The 18,168-nt window shown below is 73.9% G+C and carries 18 protein-coding genes; 15 read left to right on the top strand and 3 right to left on the bottom strand.

The window, feature by feature from the left end:
• The first annotated feature begins 127 nt into the window (after positions 1 to 127).
• From RM609_RS18285 to RM609_RS18240, 10 genes are all read left to right on the top strand, one after another.
• Positions 128 to 1,180, top strand: a complete 1,053-nt coding sequence (locus RM609_RS18285) for a LacI family DNA-binding transcriptional regulator (protein WP_311612189.1) — start codon at positions 128 to 130, stop codon at positions 1,178 to 1,180.
• Positions 1,181 to 1,288: 108 nt separating this feature from the next.
• Positions 1,289 to 2,290: a phospholipase D-like domain-containing protein gene (locus RM609_RS18280; RefSeq protein ID WP_311612187.1), complete on the top strand. Its 1,002-nt coding sequence runs from the start codon at positions 1,289 to 1,291 to the stop codon at positions 2,288 to 2,290.
• Positions 2,291 to 2,428: 138 nt separating this feature from the next.
• Positions 2,429 to 4,039: an ABC transporter substrate-binding protein gene (locus RM609_RS18275; protein WP_311612185.1), complete on the top strand. Its 1,611-nt coding sequence runs from the start codon at positions 2,429 to 2,431 to the stop codon at positions 4,037 to 4,039.
• Positions 4,036 to 5,028, top strand: coding sequence for an ABC transporter permease (locus RM609_RS18270; RefSeq protein ID WP_311612184.1), 993 nt, complete (start codon positions 4,036 to 4,038; stop codon positions 5,026 to 5,028). Before RM609_RS18275 ends, RM609_RS18270 begins: the two co-directional genes overlap by 4 nt.
• The gene (locus tag RM609_RS18265; protein ID WP_311612182.1) at positions 5,021 to 5,848 is read left to right on the top strand and encodes an ABC transporter permease; all 828 of its coding nucleotides are present in this window, start codon (positions 5,021 to 5,023) and stop codon (positions 5,846 to 5,848) included. Before RM609_RS18270 ends, RM609_RS18265 begins: the two co-directional genes overlap by 8 nt.
• A gap of 50 nt (positions 5,849 to 5,898) precedes the next feature.
• The gene (locus tag RM609_RS18260; RefSeq protein ID WP_311612438.1) at positions 5,899 to 6,813 is read left to right on the top strand and encodes an ABC transporter ATP-binding protein; all 915 of its coding nucleotides are present in this window, start codon (positions 5,899 to 5,901) and stop codon (positions 6,811 to 6,813) included.
• The gene (locus RM609_RS18255; RefSeq protein ID WP_311612180.1) at positions 6,806 to 7,462 is read left to right on the top strand and encodes an ABC transporter ATP-binding protein; all 657 of its coding nucleotides are present in this window, start codon (positions 6,806 to 6,808) and stop codon (positions 7,460 to 7,462) included. The genes RM609_RS18260 and RM609_RS18255 overlap by 8 nt, the downstream gene beginning before the upstream one ends.
• A gap of 36 nt (positions 7,463 to 7,498) precedes the next feature.
• Positions 7,499 to 8,038 (top strand): DUF1697 domain-containing protein, encoded by a 540-nt coding sequence (locus RM609_RS18250; RefSeq protein WP_311612179.1) that lies wholly within the window; start codon positions 7,499 to 7,501, stop codon positions 8,036 to 8,038.
• A 43-nt stretch (positions 8,039 to 8,081) separates the two neighbouring features.
• On the top strand, positions 8,082 to 10,790 hold the full coding sequence (locus tag RM609_RS18245; RefSeq protein WP_311612177.1) for an alpha/beta fold hydrolase: 2,709 nt from the start codon (positions 8,082 to 8,084) through the stop codon (positions 10,788 to 10,790).
• Positions 10,787 to 11,647, top strand: coding sequence for an ABC transporter permease (locus tag RM609_RS18240; RefSeq protein ID WP_311612176.1), 861 nt, complete (start codon positions 10,787 to 10,789; stop codon positions 11,645 to 11,647). Before RM609_RS18245 ends, RM609_RS18240 begins: the two co-directional genes overlap by 4 nt.
• On the opposite strand, the gene RM609_RS18235 is transcribed toward RM609_RS18240, so the two are convergent.
• The 3 genes from RM609_RS18235 to RM609_RS18225 all read right to left on the bottom strand — a co-directional run bounded on the left by RM609_RS18235 (position 11,648) and on the right by RM609_RS18225 (position 13,974).
• Positions 11,648 to 12,115: a flavodoxin family protein gene (locus RM609_RS18235; RefSeq protein ID WP_311612175.1), complete on the bottom strand. Its 468-nt coding sequence runs from the start codon at positions 12,113 to 12,115 to the stop codon at positions 11,648 to 11,650.
• Positions 12,116 to 12,223: 108 nt separating this feature from the next.
• On the bottom strand, positions 12,224 to 13,141 hold the full coding sequence (locus tag RM609_RS18230; protein ID WP_311612174.1) for an SDR family oxidoreductase: 918 nt from the start codon (positions 13,139 to 13,141) through the stop codon (positions 12,224 to 12,226).
• Positions 13,138 to 13,974 carry an SDR family oxidoreductase gene (locus tag RM609_RS18225; protein ID WP_311612173.1) on the bottom strand — a complete coding sequence of 279 codons (837 nt, stop codon included), beginning with the start codon at positions 13,972 to 13,974 and terminating at the stop codon, positions 13,138 to 13,140. The genes RM609_RS18230 and RM609_RS18225 overlap by 4 nt, the downstream gene beginning before the upstream one ends.
• An 82-nt stretch (positions 13,975 to 14,056) precedes the next feature.
• Here RM609_RS18225 and RM609_RS18220 point away from each other — a divergent pair, with 82 nt between their 5' ends.
• From RM609_RS18220 to RM609_RS18200, 5 genes are all read left to right on the top strand, one after another.
• Positions 14,057 to 14,818, top strand: coding sequence for an enoyl-CoA hydratase family protein (locus RM609_RS18220; RefSeq protein WP_311612172.1), 762 nt, complete (start codon positions 14,057 to 14,059; stop codon positions 14,816 to 14,818).
• The gene (locus RM609_RS18215) at positions 14,815 to 15,684 is read left to right on the top strand and encodes a CoA transferase subunit A (RefSeq protein ID WP_311612171.1); all 870 of its coding nucleotides are present in this window, start codon (positions 14,815 to 14,817) and stop codon (positions 15,682 to 15,684) included. Before RM609_RS18220 ends, RM609_RS18215 begins: the two co-directional genes overlap by 4 nt.
• Complete coding sequence (locus RM609_RS18210; RefSeq protein WP_311612169.1) at positions 15,681 to 16,448, top strand: CoA-transferase subunit beta; 768 nt, start codon at positions 15,681 to 15,683, stop codon at positions 16,446 to 16,448. Before RM609_RS18215 ends, RM609_RS18210 begins: the two co-directional genes overlap by 4 nt.
• Positions 16,449 to 16,461: 13 nt before the next feature.
• Positions 16,462 to 17,535 carry an NAD(P)H-dependent flavin oxidoreductase gene (locus tag RM609_RS18205; RefSeq protein ID WP_311612167.1) on the top strand — a complete coding sequence of 358 codons (1,074 nt, stop codon included), beginning with the start codon at positions 16,462 to 16,464 and terminating at the stop codon, positions 17,533 to 17,535.
• On the top strand, positions 17,535 to 18,168 hold a 634-nt coding region (locus tag RM609_RS18200), incomplete at its 3' end, for an SCO6745 family protein (protein ID WP_311612166.1). The genes RM609_RS18205 and RM609_RS18200, both read left to right, overlap by 1 nt.

Raw genomic sequence — 18,168 nt, 5'->3', positions numbered from 1 at the left:
GTCGGGCGGTCGGTAGGAGGCCGGTCAAAACCTGCACCCGGAAAGGGAGTTGCGTCAATACTGCCGTCGGGGACTAATGCGCTTTAGTGTGGTCGGGACTCGAAGGCGGGGGCGGGACGGGACGAAGATGCTCCGCAGACCGACGATCAAGGACATCGCGCGGCGCGCGGGCGTCTCGGAGAGCGCGGTCTCCTTCGCGCTCAACGGCCGGCCGGGCGTCTCGGCCGTCACGCGCGAGCGGATCCGCCGCGTCGCCGACCAGCTCGGCTGGCTGCCCAGCGCCGCCGCCCGGGCCCTGTCCGGCGAGGGCTCGGCGACCGTCGGCCTGGTGCTGGCCCGGCCCGCCCGTACGCTCGGCGTCGAGTCGTTCTTCCTCCAGCTGGTCTCGGGGGTGCAGGAGGCGCTGGCCCTGCGCCGGCTGGGCCTGCTCTTCCAGGTGGTGGAGGACGTGGACGCCGAGTGCGCCGCCTACCGGCGCTGGTGGGCCGAGCACCGCGTGGACGGGCTCCTCGTCGTCGACCCGCGCGAGGACGACCCGCGCCCGGCGCTCCTGGCGGAACTGGGGCTGCCCGCGGTGATCGTGGGCGCGCCGGGAGCGGGCGCCGTCCCGCCGGGCGCCGCGATCTCCTGCGTACGGGCCGACGACGCGGCCGCCATGGCCTCGGTCGTCGGTCACCTCCACGGTCTGGGCCACCGCCGCGTCGCGCACATCGCCGGGCTGCCCGGCCTGGCCCACACCCGGCGCCGCGTCGCGTCACTGCGCGCGGAGGCCGACCGCCGGGGGCTGCGCGAGGTGACGTCCGTGACCACCGACTACTCCGACGCCCAGGGCGCCGAGGCCACCCGTCGCCTCCTGGCCAACGAGCGCCCGCCCACCGCGATCGTCTACGACAACGACGTGATGGCGGTGGCCGGTCTGGCGGTGGCGGCCGAGCGCGGTGTGTCCGTACCGGCCGAACTGTCCATCGTCGCGTGGGACGACTCGACGCTCTGCCGCAACACCCACCCCGCCCTCACGGCCCTGACCCGCGACACAGCCGCCTTCGGACGACACGCCGCCGAGGAGTTGATCGCGCTGCTGGACGGGGGTCCGGCGCGATGGGTGGAGGATGCGGCGCCCCGGCTGATGGCGCGTGAGTCGACGGCGGCGCCGCCGCGAAGCCGAGCACGGCTGTCGTGACACCGACAAAAATTCACCCGCCGACACCTCCCCACGTAAACGCCGACGGTCTCACGATGGGGGCGCCCCGCTCACTCCCACCGTCCCTCCTCACAATCGGAGTTCGGCATGCGCGCTCCCCACCCCATCCGCCGGATCGCTGTCGCCGCCGGTGCCCTGTTGCTCTCCTCGACGATGTCGGTACTGGCCACCCCGGGCACCGCCCAGGCGGCCCCCGGTACGTACTCGCTGCTCGTCTTCCCTGATCAGAGCCACGACGCGGTGCAGGACCTCATACGCTCGGCCGTCAGATCCGTAGACGTGACCATGTACGAACTGGACGACACCGGCGTCGTGGACGCGCTGGTGAACCGCGAGAGAGCCGGGGTGGCCGTCCGGGTGATCCTCGACGGCAAGCACCCCTCGGTGAACGGACCGGCCTTCCAAGCCCTCGGCGCCGCGGGCGTGGGCGTGGTGTACTCCTCGCCCGACTTCGTCTACACCCACCAGAAGAGCATCACCGTGGACCGCGCGAAGTCGCTGATCCTGACGGGCAACCTGGACGCGAAGTACTACGCGACCGGCCGCGACTACGGCGTCGTCGACACCGACGCCGCCGACGTCGCCGCCATAGAGCAGACCTTCGACGCGGACTACGCCCACACCGCCGTCACCCCCTCCGACGGCGACAACCTGCTCTGGTCGCCCACGGACTCCCAGGACCGCCTGCTCGCGCTGATCAACGGAGCCCGGCGCTCGCTGGACCTGGAGCAGCTGGAGTTCGGCGACGGCGCCCTGGTGGACGCGGTGGTGGCGGCGCGGAACCGCGGCGTAGCGGTCCGGGTCGTCGGCATGAACCCCGACCGCTACGGCAGCTACTTCGACCAGGTCAAGGAGGCCGGCGGCACCGTCGTCACCTTCTCCTCGACCGAGGGCCTCTACATCCACGCCAAGGCGATCGTCGCCGACTACGGGACGGCGTCGGCCAAGGTCTTCGCGGGCTCGCAGAACTTCTCCGACAACTCCCTCAACAACAACCGCGAACTCGGCTTGATCGTCGACGACGCGGGCGTGCTCAACGGCATCGAGTCGACCTTCAAGACCGACTTCGCGAACGGCACCCCGTACTAGCCGCCGACGGCGCTCACCTCCTCCCGTGCGGTACAGCCCGATGAGCACCGAACACCCCGGATCATGCCCACTCCTTTGCCAGTGTTTTAATTGCACTTTGTTCGCAATAGCAATAGATCTTGAGTAAGAGGTGTGGGCATGACGGCCCGGTCCATACGGGGAGTGGCCGCCACGGCCATGGCAGGCGTCCTCGCGACAGGCGCGGTGGCCTGTTCGACACCCGGCGGTGGTGGGGCCGGGGGTGGTGAGGACTCCCTCGTCGTGGGTCTCGCCAACGAGCCCGAGACGCTCAGTCCGCTCCTCGGTTACGGCAAGGACGGCAACTCCAAGATCTTCGACGGGCTGCTCCGCCGCGACTCCGCCATGAAGCTGGAGCCGGCCCTGGCCGCCGAGCTGCCGAAGGTCACCGACGACGGGCGGACGTACACGTACAAGCTCCGCAAGGGCGTGACGTTCAGCGACGGCAAGCCGTTCTCCGCCCAGGACGTGGTCTTCACCTACCGGACCATCCTCGACGAGAAGACGAACAACGCCGCCAAGGGCGAGCTCGCCGCGATCGACAAGGTCACCGCCGCCGGTGACGACACCGTCGTCTTCGCGCTCAAGTACCCCTACGCGCCCTTCGCCGAGCGGACCGTCCTGCCGATCGTGCCCGAGCACGCGGCCAAGGGACAGGACGTCAACACCGGCTCGTTCAACACGGCGCCCGTCGGCACCGGGCCGTACGTCCTCACCGGCTGGAGCAAGGGCGAGAAGCTGACCTTCAAGGCCAACCCCGCCTACTGGGGCGGCGAGCCGAAGGTCAGGAAGCTCACCATGGCGATCATCAAGGACGACGACGTGCGCGCCACCCGGCTGCGCTCCGGCGACCTCGACGGCGCGATCCTGCCGCCGAACCTGGTCAAGGGCTTCAAGGGCGACAAGTCCAAGGTCACCCTCACCGCCCGGACCACCGACTTCCGCGGGGTGACGCTGCCGACCGCGAACAAGGTCACCGGCGATCCCGCCGTGCGCCGCGCCCTCGATCTCGCCGTCGACCGCGACGCCATGGTCGACAAGCTGCTGGAGGGCGCGGGCCGGGCCGGTTACGGGCCCGTCCCCACCGACAGCGAGTGGTTCGCCAAGGGCACCGAGCGGCCGCACGACCTGGACAGGGCGAAGAAGCTGCTGGACGACGCGGGCTGGAAGCCCGGCGGCGACGGCGTCCGGGAGAAGGACGGGCAGCGCGCCGCCTTCGCCCTCTGGTTCCCCGCCGGTGACAAGCTCCGCGAGGAGCACGCCCTGGCCTTCGCCTCGGACGCCAAGAAGGCGGGCGTCGACGTCAAGGTGCAGAGCGGCACCTGGGAGGTCATCGAGCCGCGGATGAAGGACGACGCGGTCCTCGCCGGCGGCGGCAACCCCGCCGACCCCGACTTCGACCTCTACAACCTGCTCCACTCCTCCCTCGCCCTCGACGGCTTCAACAACATGGCCGCCTACAGCGACCCCGATGTCGACAAGGCCCTGGAGGAGGGCCGGCGCGGCGGTGACAAGGCCGCCCGCAAGGCCGCCTACGACGCGGTGCAGCGCGGTCTCGCCGACAACCCCGGCTATGTCTTCCTCACCCACGTCGACCACCTCTACGTGATGAACGGCGACCGGAAGGGCCTCACCACCCAGGTCGAGCCGCACGACCACGGCCTGGGCGCCGGCCCGTGGTGGAACGTCGAGGACTGGCAGCCGAAGAAGCCGAAGCAGATGGAGAAGTGACCGCCCGGCTTCCCTGGGGGCCGATGGCCCGCATGGCGGGGCGGCGGCTGCTGGCCGCCGTCCCCCTGCTCGCCGTCGTGACCTTCGGGGTCTTCGCCCTCGCCGCGTCCTCGCCCTTCGACCCGGCCAAGGCCTACGCCGGATCCGCCGGGCTCGGCGCCGGGCGGGACGTACTGGACCAGCTGCGCGCGAACCTCGGCGCCGACGAGCCGTTCGTCACCCGCTGGTGGGACTGGCTGTGTGCCGCGCTCACCGGTGACCTCGGCGAGTCGACGGCGCTGCGCCAGCCCGTCTCCCAGATCATCGGGGAGCGCGTCGGATGGTCCGTGCTGTTGTGCGGCGTCGCCTTCGTCCTGGCCGTGACCCTGGGTACGGCTTTGGGCGTCCTCGCCGCCCGGCGGCGCGGCGGGTGGCTCGACCGGGCCGTCACCGGGCTCGCCTACACGCTGGAGGCGGCTCCGCCGTTCTGGCTGGGGCTGCTCGCCGTCTGGTTCTTCTCCGTCAAGCTCGGCGCGCTGCCGGCCGGCGGTCTCACCGACACCGGCACCGACGTCGCCACGGCCGGCCAGGTCGCCTCGCACCTCGTGCTGCCGGCGGCCGTCCTCGCCGCCACCCAGTTGCCGTGGTTCGTGCTGTACGTGCGCCAGGGCGTCGGGGACGCGCTGGCGGAGGACCCCGTGCGCGGCGCCCGTGCCCGCGGGCTGAACGAGCGGACGGTCCTCCTCGGCCACGCCCTGCGGTCGGGGCTGCTGCCCGTCCTCACCCTGATCGGTTCCCGGGTGCCCGAACTCATCACCGGCGCGCTGCTGGTGGAGACCGTCTTCAGCTGGCCGGGCATCGCCTCGGCGACGGTCGAGGCGGCCACCAAGGTCGACTTCCCGCTGCTCGCGGCCCTGACCGTGCTCGCCACGGCGGCCGTGCTGGTGGGCAATCTCCTGGCCGATCTGCTGTACGGGCTGGTCGATCCGAGAGTCGGGTTCGATGGCTAGGCGCACTTGGGCCCTGCGGGTCTCGGCCGCCGTCATGGCTGCCGTCGTCCTCGCCGTGCTGGTCGTCCCGCTCGTCGTGCCGCTGGACGAGCAGGCCGTCGACCTCGGCGCGAAGCTGCTGCCGCCGGGGCCGGCACACCCCTTCGGCACCGACGAGGTCGGCCGGGACCTGCTGCTGCGCTGTGTGTACGGGCTGCGCGTCTCGCTGCTCGTCGGCGTGGTGGCGGCGCTCGTCGCGACCGTCGTGGGCACGGCGGCCGGGGCGCTCGCGGGCGCGCTCGGCGGCCGGACCGACCGGCTGCTGATGCGGCTCGTCGATCTCTTCTCGTCCGTGCCGCACCTGCTGCTCGGCATCTTCGTCGTCGCCCTGTTCCGGCCCGGGATCTGGCCGGTGGTCGCCTCGGTGGCGGTCACCCACTGGCTGTCGACGGCGCGCGTCGTACGGGCCGAGGTGCTGTCGCTGCGCACCCGGCCGTACATCGACGCGGCCGTCTCCGGTGGCGCGTCCCGTTGGCGGGTGACCGTACGGCACCTGCTGCCGGGCGTGCTGCCGCAGGCGGGACTCGCGGCGGTCCTGATGGTGCCGCACGCGATCTGGCACGAGTCGGCGCTGTCCTTCCTGGGCCTGGGCCTGCCCACGCACCGGGCGAGCCTGGGCAACATGGTCGACAGCGCCCGGGGCTCGCTGCTCGCGGGCGACTGGTGGCCCACGCTCTTCCCCGGCCTGTTCATCATCGTCCCCACCCTCGCCCTCGCGGGCCTGGCAGGCGCCTGGCGCACGCGACTCAACCCCCGGCACCGATCGGAGCTGACGCTGTGAGGGTGGAACAGCCCGTCCTGTCCGTACGTGGGCTGACCGTACGGTTCCGGATGCCCGGCGGCCGGCACATCGCCGCCGTCAGCGACGCCTCGTTCGAGCTGGCCGCCGGGGAATGCCTCGCCCTCGTCGGCGAGAGCGGCTGCGGCAAGTCCGTCCTGGCCTCGGCGCTGCTCGGGCTGCTCCCCGGCAACGCCGAGACGTCCGGGGAGGCGCGCCTGGGCGACGGCCTGGAGCTGCTCTCCGCCGACGAGCGGACGCTGGCCCGTACCGTCCGGGGCCGCCGTGTCGGACTCGTACCGCAGAGCCCGGCGGCGCACCTCACGCCCGTACGGACCGTTCGCTCGCAACTGGCGGAGACCGTGCGGGAGCTGACCGGCGCGCGAGGGGCCGCGCTGGCGGAGGCCGTGGAGGCGGCCGCCGCGCGGGCGGCGTTCCCGGCCGGTCACCTCGACCGGTATCCGCACCAGCTCTCCGGCGGCCTGGCGCAGCGCGCGGCCACCGCGCTCGCGCTCGTCGGCGACGCGCCGTTGCTGCTGGCCGACGAGCCGACCACCGGCCTGGACCGTGAGCTCGTCGACCGCACGGCCGACGAACTGCGCCGCCACGCGGACGCCGGCCACGCGCTGCTGATGATCACCCATGACCTCGCGGCGGCCGAGCGGATCGCCGACCGCGTGGCCGTGATGTACGCGGGCCGTATCGTCGAGATCGCGGACGCGGCCGTGTTCTTCGGCGCCGCCGGGCCCCGGCACCCGTATGCGCGGAGGCTGCTGGACGCGCTGCCCGAGCGGGCGTTCACCCCCATTCCGGGCATGCCGCCGGAGCTCGGCGCGCTGCCCGCGGGCTGCGCCTTCGCGGCGCGCTGCGCGACGCCGACGGCGGTGTGCGAGGCCGTACCGGCGCTGGCCGGCGGGGTGGCCTGTCACCATCCGCATCCGGCCGCCGAGGAGGCCTCCTGTGCTTGAGCTGCGCGGCATCACCGCCGGATACGAGCCGCGCGAGCCCGTCGTCCGGGATGTGTCGCTGACCATCGGCGACGGCGAGGCCGTGGGCCTGCTCGGCCCCAGCGGCTGCGGCAAGTCCACGCTGGCGCGCGTGGCCGCGCTGCTGCACCGTCCGGACGCCGGGAGCGTCGTCATCGACGGCGAGCCCGCCCGTGGCTGGCGGCACGGCGCGCCGCGCGAGCAGCGCACCGCGTTCGGGGTCGTCTTCCAGCAGCCCCGGCAGTCGGCCGATCCCCGGCTGCGGCTCCGCGACCTGATCGCCGAGCCGCTGCGGGCGACGGGCCGCCGCCGGGCCGAGGCCGACGCCCGGGTGGGCGAGCTGGCGCCGGTCGTCGGCCTGTCGGACGAGCTCCTGGCGCGCCGCCCGCACGAGGTGAGCGACGGGCAGCTCCAGCGGGCGTGCGTGGCGCGGGCGCTGGTGCTGCGGCCGCGGTGGCTGATCTGCGACGAGATGACGGCGATGCTGGACGCGTCGACGACGGCGGCGTTGGTGGGGGTCGTGGAGGCGTACCGGCGGGAGAGCGGGGCGGGGCTTCTCGCCGTCGGGCATGACGCGGTGCTGCTGGAGCGGTGGTGCGACCGGGTGGTGCGGTGGGAGCGCAGTCCCTGACCCGCCCTTGTCAGTGGGTCCCCATATGGTGACCGCGTGACAACCTATGTGGCGCTGCTGCGCGGTATCAACGTCGGTGGCAAGAAGCGCGTCCCCATGCAGACCCTGCGGGAGCTGCTGGCCGGCATGGGGTGCGAGGCCGTCCGCACCCACCTCAACAGCGGCAACGCCGTCTTCACCCACGCCGGGGCCGACGAGGGGACACTGGCCGCGCGGCTGGAGGAGGCCATCGAGCGGGAGCTGGGGTTCTCCGTGACCTGTCTGGTGCGCGAGGCGGGTGAGATACGCCGTGTCGTCGACGCCAATCCGTTCGCCGGGCAGGAGGTCGACCCCGCGCGGTTCCTGGTGACCTTCCTCGCCGGCCCGGCCGACCCGGCCACGGTCGCGGATCTCGACCCGGCGGAGTACGCGCCCGAGGCGTTCGCGCTGGGTGAGCGCGAGGTGTATCTGCACTGCGCGCAGGGCATCCGGGACTCCCGGCTCGGACGCGTGCTCACCGAGCGGCGGCTGGGCACGGCGGGCACCGCGCGCAACTGGAACACCATCACAAGGCTGGCGGACATGGCCGGGGAGTGACCGCCGCGCTCAGCCGGATACCGGCTCCGCTTAGCATTCGAACATGAAGCTGCGTCTCCCCCGCCCGCGCGGGCGGCGGCTGTTCGCCGCCGTGGCCGCGGTCGTCGTGCTCGGTGGTGCCGGCACCTGGACGGTCGCCTCGGCCACCGGCGGCGATCCTCCCGTACGCCGCGAGGACCGGTCGATCGCCATGCCCGAGGGTCCGGGCGGGGGCAAGGACACCGTCCGGATCGACACGTCCTTCTTCACGTCCGGACCCGCCGAGGAACGCCGCCCTGCGGTGCTGCTCGCGCACGGCTTCGGCGGCAGCAAGGACGATCTGCGGCCCGAGGCGGAGGAGCTGGCCCGTTCCGGCTACGCCGTGCTGACGTGGTCCGCGCGGGGATTCGGGCACTCCACCGGCCGGATCGGCCTCAACGCCCCGGACCGCGAGGTCGCCGACGTCAGCCGCCTGATCGACTGGCTGGCCCGGCGCCCCGAGGTGCGCCTCGACGCGGCCGGGGACCCGCGGGTCGGCATCGCGGGCGGCTCGTACGGCGGTGCGATCGCGCTGCTCTCCGCCGGGTACGACAAGCGCGTCGACGCCATCGCCCCGCAGATCACCTACTGGAACCTCGCCGACTCCCTCTTCCCCGGCGACGTCTTCAAGAAGCTCTGGGCCGGGATCTTCTTCACCACGGGAACCACGAACACCACAGGCACCGGCGGCGCCGCCGGGAGCCGTCCCGGTGCCTCCGGCTGCGGGCGGTTCGAGCGGAGCCTGTGCGAGATGTACGAGCGGGTGGCCGTCGCCGGAAAGCCGGACGCCGAGGCGCGGAAGCTACTGGAGCTCCGCAGCCCCTCCGCCGTCGCGGACCGCGTCAAGGTGCCCGCCCTGATCGTCCAGGGGCAGAACGACTCCCTCTTCCCCCTCGACCAGTCCGACGCCGCCGCCACCGCCATCCGCCGCAACGGCGCGCCCGTGGCCGTCGACTGGATCTCCGGCGGGCACGACACCGGCGTCGCGAACGAGCAGGACCGGATCGAGCAGCGCACGCACGCGTGGTTCGACCGCTACCTCAAGGGCGACGAGGCCACGGACACCGGACCGGCCTTCCGCGTCAGCCGCGCCGGCGGCATCGACACCACCGACGGCAAGGCACGGCTGCGCGCGGCGACCGGCACCCGCTACCCCGGGCTGCGGTCCGACGCGCGGACCGTGCCCCTGACCGGCGGCGCGCGGTCCTTCGCCAACCCCGCGGGCGCCGCTCCCCCGGCCGTCTCCGCCGTGCCCGGCGTCGGGGGCGGACTGTCCCAGCTGTCTGGGCTCGGCCTCGGGGTGTCCCTCGACTTCCCCGGCCAGTACGCCCGTTTCGACTCCGCCCCGCTGACCGAGGGCGTCCGCGTCACCGGCACGCCTACCGCGAGGGTGAAGGTCGCCTCCGACACCGGTGAGGCGGTCCTCTTCGCCAAGGTCTACGACGTCGGCCCCGGCGGTCAGCAGCAGTTGCCCGGACAGCTCGTGGCCCCGCTGCGCGTCGACGGCGCGAAGGACGGCAGAACGGTAGAGCTGCGGCTGCCCGCGATCGACCACACCTTCGAGGCCGGGCACCGGATGCGGCTCGTGCTCTCCGCCACCGACCTCGGCTACGCGTCACCGGTGCGCCCCGCCACCTACACCGTCTCCCTCACGGACGGCGGGCTGAGCGTCCCGACCGCCCCCGGCGTCCGGACCGGCTCGTCCGGCCTGCCGTGGTGGACGTGGGGGATGCCGGCCGGCGGTGTGCTCGTGGCGGCGGCCCTGCTGCTCACCGGGCGGCGCCGCACCACCGCCCCCGCGCCCGACCCGGCGCTGGCCGACGTGCCGCTGCGGATCGCCGGACTGAGCAAGCGGTACGCGGGGTCGGCGGACCGGTACGCCGTGCGCGACCTGTCGTTCCAGGTCGAGCGCGGGCAGGTCCTCGGGCTGCTGGGGCCCAACGGCGCCGGAAAGACCACGACGCTGCGCATGCTCATGGGCCTCATCCGGCCCGACGCCGGGGAGATCCGGGTCTTCGGGCATGCGATCCGGCCGGGCTCGCCCGTGCTGTCACGGGTCGGCGCGTTCGTCGAGGGCGCGGGCTTCCTGCCGCACCTGTCGGGACGGGCCAACCTCGACCTGTACTGGCGGGCCACCGGCCGTCCCGCCGAGGACGCCCACCTGGAGGAGGCCCTGGAGATCGCCGGGCTGGGCTCCGCGCTGGACCGGGCCGTCCGCACGTACTCCCAGGGCATGCGGCAGCGCCTCGCGATCGCCCAGGCCATGCTGGGCCTGCCGGACCTGCTGATCCTCGACGAGCCGGCCAACGGGCTGGACCCGCCGCAGATCCGGGAGATGCGGGAGGTGATGATCCGTTACGCGGCGGCCGGCCGCACGGTGATCGTCTCCAGCCATCTCCTCTCCGAGGTCGAGCAGTCCTGCACCCATCTGGTCGTCATGGACCGGGGGCGGCTGGTCGGCGCCGGCGCGGTCTCGGAGATCGTCGGCTCGGGCGACACCCTGCTGGTGGGCGTCGAGGGCCGGCCGTCGGAGGTGACGGTGGACAAGGTGGCCGCCCTGCCCGGCGTGGCCTCGGCCGTACGGGCCGACGAGGGGCTGCTGGTGCGGCTCGACGGCGCGACAGTGCCGGAACTGCTGGTGGAACTGGTCCGGCTGGAGGTGCCCGTGGCGAGCGTGGGCCCGCACCGGCGGCTGGAGGACGCGTTCCTGACCCTGATCGGAGGCTCCGCGTGAGCAGCACCACGGCCGTCGAATCCGCGCCCGGCTACCGGGCCGGCCGCACCCTGCCGCTGCGCGTGGAGGCGGCGCGGCAACTGCGGCGCCGCCGCACGCTGGTGATGGGCGCCGTGCTCGCGGTGCTGCCGTTCGTCCTGATCGCGGCCTTCGCGATCGGCGGCGACCGCCAGGGCCGCGACGGGCGGGTGACCCTGATGGACACCGCCACCGCCTCCGGCGCGAACTTCGCCGCCACCGCGCTGTTCGTCTCGGCGGGCTTCCTGCTGGTGGTGCCGGTGGCGCTGTTCTGCGGTGACTCGGTGGCCTCGGAGGCGAGCTGGTCGTCGCTCCGGTACCTGCTGGCCGCGCCCGTGCCGCGCGCCCGGCTGCTGTGGGCCAAGCTGGCCGTGGCGCTGGCCTTCAGCGCGGCGGCGATGGTGCTGCTGCCGCTGGTGGCGCTCGTGGCGGGCACGGCCGCCTACGGCTGGGGGCCGTTGCGGATCCCCACCGGCGGCTCCCTGGACGCGGGCACGGCGACGGGCCGGCTGGCCCTCTGCGTGGCCTTCGTGTTCGTCGGCCAGCTGGTGACGGCAGCGCTGGCGTTCTGGCTGTCGACGGTCACGGACGCGCCGCTGGGCGCGGTGGGCGGCGCGATGGGCCTGACGATCGTCGGCAACGTCCTCGACGCGGTCACGGCGCTGGGCGACTGGCGGGACCTGCTGCCGGCCCACTGGCAGTACGCGTGGGCCGACGCGCTCCAGCCGCGCCCGGAGTACGGCGGGATGGTGAAGGGGACGGCGGTGTCGGTCGCGTACGCCGTGGTGTTCTTCGCGCTGGCGTTCCGGCACTTCCGGGGGAAGGACGTGGTGTCCTGATCAGGACAGCGCCCTGGCCTTCAGCCCTTCGGCGAACGCCCGCGCCGCCTCCAGGTCGGTGGCGTCGGGCCGTCCCTTCTTGATCCCGCCGACGAGCTTGAACGGGAGCCAGGTGTCGTACCCCCGGCACTGGAAGGTGTCGCTCACGTCGAAGCCCTTCCGCTCCAGAAGCCGCACGAGGGAGCGGGTGTGGGGCCGGAACGGCGGTTCGGGCAGCCCGCTGGTGGTGAAGACGAACGCCTTGCGGTACCGGCCCTCCGGCAGCGACTGGACGAACCGGCTCAGCCGTGGGTGGACGTTCTGCGTGAAGATGCCCGAGCCGAATCCCACCAGGTCGTAGGCGGCGAGCTCCGCCACGTCGACCTGTTCGGGCTCGACGACCCGGGCCTCCAGTACCCGGCCCATGACGTCCGCGATCCTCTTGGTGTTGCCGTGGGACACGGAAGTGCACACGATGACGGCCCTCATGATGACGCTCCTTTCGCTTCGGTCTCGCACCATGGGGACACCGCCCGGGCGAGGAGCGTGACAGGCAGCGGATGTGGCGGCGATCACAGCGGGAACGCCAGTGACGGGCTACCCCGGCGACGTCCCGTACACCGGCCCCTCCGTCCGGGCCCGTGCCAGCAGCCCCCGTACCGCCTTCCCCGCTTCCCCCGGTGACCAGCGGTCGCCCTTGTCGGTCGTGGGGCCCGGGTGCCAGCCCTCCATGACGGTGATGCGGCCCGCCTCCGCCCCGAAGACCCGGCCCGTGACGCCGGTCGCGTCCGCCGACGACAGCCAGACCACGAGCGGCGAGACGTTGGCCGGGGCCATGGCGTCGAATCCGTCGTCCTGGGGCGCGGCCATCGCCTCCGCGAAGACCCGCTCGGTCATCCGGGTGCGGGCCGCCGGGGCGACGGCGTTGACCTGGACGCCGTAGCGGGCCAGTTCGGCGGCGGCCACGAGGGTGAGGCCGACGACGCCGGCCTTGGCGGCGGCATAGTTGGCCTGGCCGACGCTGCCCAGCAGGCCCGCGCCGGACGTGGTGTTGACGACGCGGGCCTCGGGCGCACGCCCCTCCTTGGCCCGCGCCCGCCAGTGTGCGGCGGCGTGGCGCAGGGTGAGGAAGTGGCCCTTGAGGTGGACGCGGACGACCGCGTCCCAGTCGTCCTCGCCGAGGTTGACGAGCATGCGGTCCCGTAGGAAGCCCGCGTTGTTGACGAGCGCGTCGAGGCGTCCGTACGTCTCCAGGGCGGTGGTGACGAGCGAGCGCGCGCCCTCGTCGGTGGCGATGTCGCCGGCGTGGGCGACGGCTTCGCCGCCCCGGGCGCGGATCTCCTCGACGACCAGCCGGGCGGGGTCCGCCGAGGCGCCGTCCCCGCCGGGCCCCGCGCCCAGGTCGTTGACGACGACCCTGGCGCCCTCGGCGGCGAGCGCCAGCGCGTGGGCGCGGCCGAGGCCCCGGCCGGCGCCGGTGACGACGGCGACCCGTCCCGCACAGATCCCGGTCATGTCGTTCCTCCGTTCGTCCCGTTCGTCCCTCCGCGCGCCGCCGCGAGGAAGGCCGGGGCCTCGCCGCCGCCGTGGACGAGGAGGCCGGCCCCGGTGACGTAGGCGGCTTGGTCCGAGGCGAGGAAGACGGCGGCCTCGCCGATCTCGTCGGGCTCGGCGAGCCGCCCCGTCGGTACGGTCCGGCCGACGGCGGCGAGGCCCGCGTCGCCGCCGTAGTGCGCCCGCGCGGCCGGGGTGCCGACCATGCCGAGGACGAGGGTGTTGACCCGGATGTGCGGGGCCCACTCGACGGCCATGGTGCGGGCCAGGTTCTCCAGCCCGGCCTTGGCGGCGCCGTAGGCGGCGGTGCCGGGCGAGGGGCGGGTGCCGCTGACGCTGCCGATCATCACGATCGCGCCGGCGGCCGGGCCGGGCCGCGCCCGCAGCAGGGGGCGGGCGGCGAGCGAGACGGCGAGCGGTACGAGGAGGTTGAGCTCCAGGACACGGGCGTGCCGGGCCGCGTCCGCCGCGTCGAGCGGCCGGTGGGGTGTGCCGCCGGCGTTGTTGACGAGGACGTCGAGGCGGCCGTACTCGACGGCGAGCCAGGCGAAAACCTCCTGAACGGCCGCCGATTCCCTGAGATCCGCGCTGTGGAAGCGGGCCGTCCGCCCCGCCGCCGTGACCGGCTCGTCGGGCGGCCGGCGGGCGCACACCACGACGTCCGCGCCCGTGCGCAGAAAGGCCCGCGCGATGCCCGCGCCCACACCCCGGGTGCCGCCGGTGACGAGGACGACCCGGCTGCCGTCGGGACCGGCACGCCGATCGCCCGCCCCGGGGCCGGGAGTTCCGCTCATGCACGCCTCCCCCAGCGAACGGTCCGCTGCTACCGTCGACAACGGACCGATACCTAACAAACGTTTGGTGGAAAGGTAGCCGATGGGCATCTCCACCGCACGCCCCGAACCGGGCATCGCCGTCGTCACCGTGGACGTCCCGCCCGTCAACGCCCTGCCCGTACGCGGCTGGTACGCGCTGGCGGACGCGCTCCGCACGGCGGGCTCCGACCCGGAGACCCGCTGCGTTCTGCTCACCGCCACCGGACGCGGCTTCAACGCCGGTGTCGACCTGAAGGAGCTGAGCGGCACACCGGGACACCGGGCCCTCGTCGACGTCAACCACGCCTGCGCCGAGGCCTTTTCCGCCGTCTACGACTGTCCCGTGCCGGTCGTCGCCGCCGTGCACGGGCACTGTCTCGGCGGTGGCGTCGGTCTCGTGGGCAACGCCGACGCGGTCGTCGCCTCCGACGACGCGGTGTTCGGGCTGCCCGAGCTCGACCGGGGCGCGCTGGGCGCCGCCACCCACCTCTCCCGTCTCGTGCCCCAGCACCTGATGCGCACCCTCTTCTACACCTCGCGCACCGTCACGGCCGCCGAGCTGCACCGGCACGGCTCGGTCTGGCGCGTCACACCCCGGACCGGGCTCGCCGGGGCGGCCCTGGAGCTGGCGCGGGAGATCGCGGCGAAGGACGGCGCGCTGCTGCGCATGGCCAAGGCCGCGCTCAACGGCATCGACCCCGTCGACGTCCGCCGGGGCTACCGCTACGAACAGGGCTTCACCTTCGAGGCCGCCCTCAGCGGCGTCGGCGACCGGCACCGCGCCGCCTTCGTGGCCGGCCGGCCGGGAAGGGAGCGGATATGACGGCCGACAAGAGGATGACCGCCGACGAGGCCGTGGCCCGTCTAGCGGACGGTATGACGATCGGCATCGGCGGCTGGGGATCGCGCCGCAAACCGATGGCGCTGGTCAGGGCGGTGTTACGGGCAGGACTGACCGATCTGACCGTCGTCTCCTACGGCGGCCCCGACATCGGCCTGCTTGCGGCGGCGGGCCGGATCCGCAAGCTGGTGACGGCCTTCGTCTCCCTCGACTCGATCCCCCTCGAACCGCACTTCCGCGCCGCCCGGCAGCGGGGCGGGCTGGAGCTGGTGGAGCTCGACGAGTCGATGGTCATGTGGGGCCTGACGGCCGCCGCGCACCGGCTGCCGTTCCTGCCCGTGCGGGCGGGGCTCGGCTCGGACGTCATGACGCTCAACCCGGACCTGCGGACGGTCACCTCGCCGTACGAGGACGGGGAGGAGCTGGTCGCCGTGCCCGCGCTCGCCCTGGACGCGGCCCTGGTCCACCTCAACCGCGCGGACGCGCGCGGCAACGCCCAGTATCTGGGCCCGGACCCGTACTTCGACGACCTGTTCTGCGAGGCGGCCAAGGAGGCGTACGTCTCCTGCGAACGGATCGTCGACAGCGAGGAGTTCGCCGACGGGGGCGGGCCGCAGACGCTGCTCGTCCAGCGCCACTGCGTGACCGGGGTCGTCGAGGCGCCGGGCGGCGCGCACTTCACCTCATGCGCGCCGGACTACGGGCGCGACGAGGCCTTCCAGGCCGCCTACGCGCGGGCCGCGGCGGACCCGGCGGCCTGGCAGGAGTTCGTGGCGCGTTTCCTGTCCGGCGACGAGGACGAGTACCGGGCGGCGGTCGCGTCGTTCCGCACCCGGGCGGCGTCATGACGGCGGGATCCGTGAGCGCGAGCAGGGCCGAGGTGTGCGTCGTGGCCTGCGCGGAGGTCTGGCGCGGCGACGGGGAGATCCTGGCGAGCCCGATGGGCACGGTACCCACGATCGGGGCCCGGCTGGCGCGGCTGACGTTCGCCCCGGAGCTGCTGCTGACGGACGGCGAGGCGATGCTGATCGCCGATGTGCCGGCGCTGGGCCGCACGGCGCGGGTGGTCGAGGGCTGGCTGCCGTTCCGCCGCCATCTGGCGCTGGTCACCGGCGGCAGACGGCATGTGATGATGGGCGCGAGCCAGCTCGACCGGTACGGCAACCAGAACATCAGCCGCATCGGCGACGCCCGCCGCCCCGACCGGCAGCTCCTGGGCGTACGCGGCGCACCCGTCAACTCCCTCAACCATCCGGTCAGTTACTGGATCCCCCGGCACTCCCCCCGGGTCCTCGTCGAGCGCGTCGACATGGTCTGCGGCGTCGGCTACGACCGGGCGGCCGCCGCCGGGCCCGCCGCGACGCGCTTCCACGGCGTCCGGCGCGTCGTCACCGATCTCGCGGTGCTGGACTTCGAGACGCCGGACCGCACGCTGCGGGTCCGCTCGCTGCACCCCGGCGTCACGGCCGAGGAGGTACGGGCGGCCACCGGCTTCCCCCTTGACGTGCCGGCGGACGTGCCGCGCACACGGCGGCCGACGGCGGACGAACTGCGGCTGATCCGGGAGGCCCTCGACCCGGACGGCCTGCGCGACCGCGAGGTACGGGCGTGAGGGCGGTACGGGCGTGAGGACGGCCCTCACCGAGCTCGTGGGCGTCCGGCACCCCGTCGTGCAGACCGGCATGGGCTGGGTGGCGGGCCCCCGGCTGGTGACGGCCGTCGCCGCCGCCGGAGGCCTGGGCATCCTGGGCGCGGCCACCATGACGCCGGAGCAGCTGCGGGCCGCCGTCCGGGAGGTGAAGTCCCGTACGGACCGGCCCTTCGGCGTCAACCTCCGCGCGGACGCGGGCGACGCCGCCGAACGCGTGGGGATCCTGGTGGCGGAGGGAGTGCGGGTGGCATCGTTCGCGCTGGCCCCCTCGCGGGAGCTGATCGCCCGGCTCAAGGACGCGGGCATGGTCGTCATCCCCTCCGTCGGCGCCCGGCGGCACGCCGAGAAGGTCGCGGCGTGGGGAGCGGACGCGGTGATCGTGCAGGGCGGCGAGGGCGGCGGCCACACGGGCGAGGTCGCGACGTCGGTGCTGCTGCCGCAGGTCGTCGACGCGGTCGGCATACCGGTCGTCGCGGCGGGCGGCTTCCGCGACGGCCGGGGCCTGGTCGCCGCCCTCTCCTACGGGGCGGCGGGCATCGCCATGGGCACCCGCTTCCTGCTCACGTCCGACAGCACGGTCCCGGCGGCCGTGAAGGCCGCGTACCTCGCCGCGTCCGTCAAGGACGTCACCGTCACCGACCGCGTCGACGGCCTCCCCCACCGGATGCTGCGCACCCCCTTCGTCACGAGGCTGGAGCGCGCGGGCCGGGCGGTCTCGCTCGTCCGGGCCGTGCGGCACGCGGCGTCCTTCCGGGCGCTGTCGGGAATGACGTGGGGGCAGATGCTGCGCGACGGGCGGGCCCTGCGGCACGGCGGGGAACTCGGCTGGGGCCAGGTGCTGCTGGCCGCGAACACTCCGATGCTGCTGAAGGCGGCGATGGTCGACGGCCGTACGGACCTGGGGGTGATGGCCGCCGGGCAGGTGGCGGGGGTCATCGAGGACCTGCCGTCGTGCGCGGCGCTGATCGAACGGATCATGGCGGAGGCGGAGGAGGTGCTGCGAGGATTGGGCCGCCGGCTGGCGGCGGACGATCGGAGGCCCGGGTGATGAACGATGCGGCGTACACGGCCGACGCGGTGGCCCGTGAGGTGTGGAAGCTCTACGAACCCGTCCACGCCGTCACCTACTTCGCCCCGGAAGCGCTGACCGCCTTCGAGGCGGCGGGCCTGCGCGGCTGGCGGCGCGGCTACTTCGCCGGCCGGGCGGCACCGCTCGGGCCGGTGGGCCCGGAGCCGGTCACGGCGGCGTTCTTCGGCTTCGCGCCGGGGACGGTCGCCCGGGCGCTGCCGTCGGTATGGGACATCACCCCGCCCGCGCGGGCCCTGGAGATCCGGCGCGCGGGAGCGCGGGCGGCGCTGGAACGGCTGCTGGCGGGCCAGGAGAAGGAGGCGGCGCGGGCAGGGGAACTGCTTGCCGACGCGGCGCTGGGGCTGGACCACGGCGGACGCGTCCTGTCCGCCGCGCACGCGGGGCTTGTTTGGCCCGACGACCCTCTTGAACGCCTGTGGCACGCGGCGACGCTGCTGCGCGAGCACCGTGGCGACGGCCATGTGGCGGCCCTCGTCGCCGCCGGGCTCGACGGCTGCGAGGCGCTGGTGCTGCGGTCGGGCATCGACGTGCCGCGCTCGGAGCTTCAGCCCTACCGGGGCTGGACGGATGAGGAGTGGGAGGCGGCGGGGG

The organism is Streptomyces hesseae (genome assembly GCF_031845785.1).
Taxonomy (GTDB): domain Bacteria; phylum Actinomycetota; class Actinomycetes; order Streptomycetales; family Streptomycetaceae; genus Streptomyces; species Streptomyces hesseae.
The sequence above is the reverse complement of the archived record's forward strand: the minus strand, read 5'-3'. Positions and strand labels throughout refer to the sequence as shown.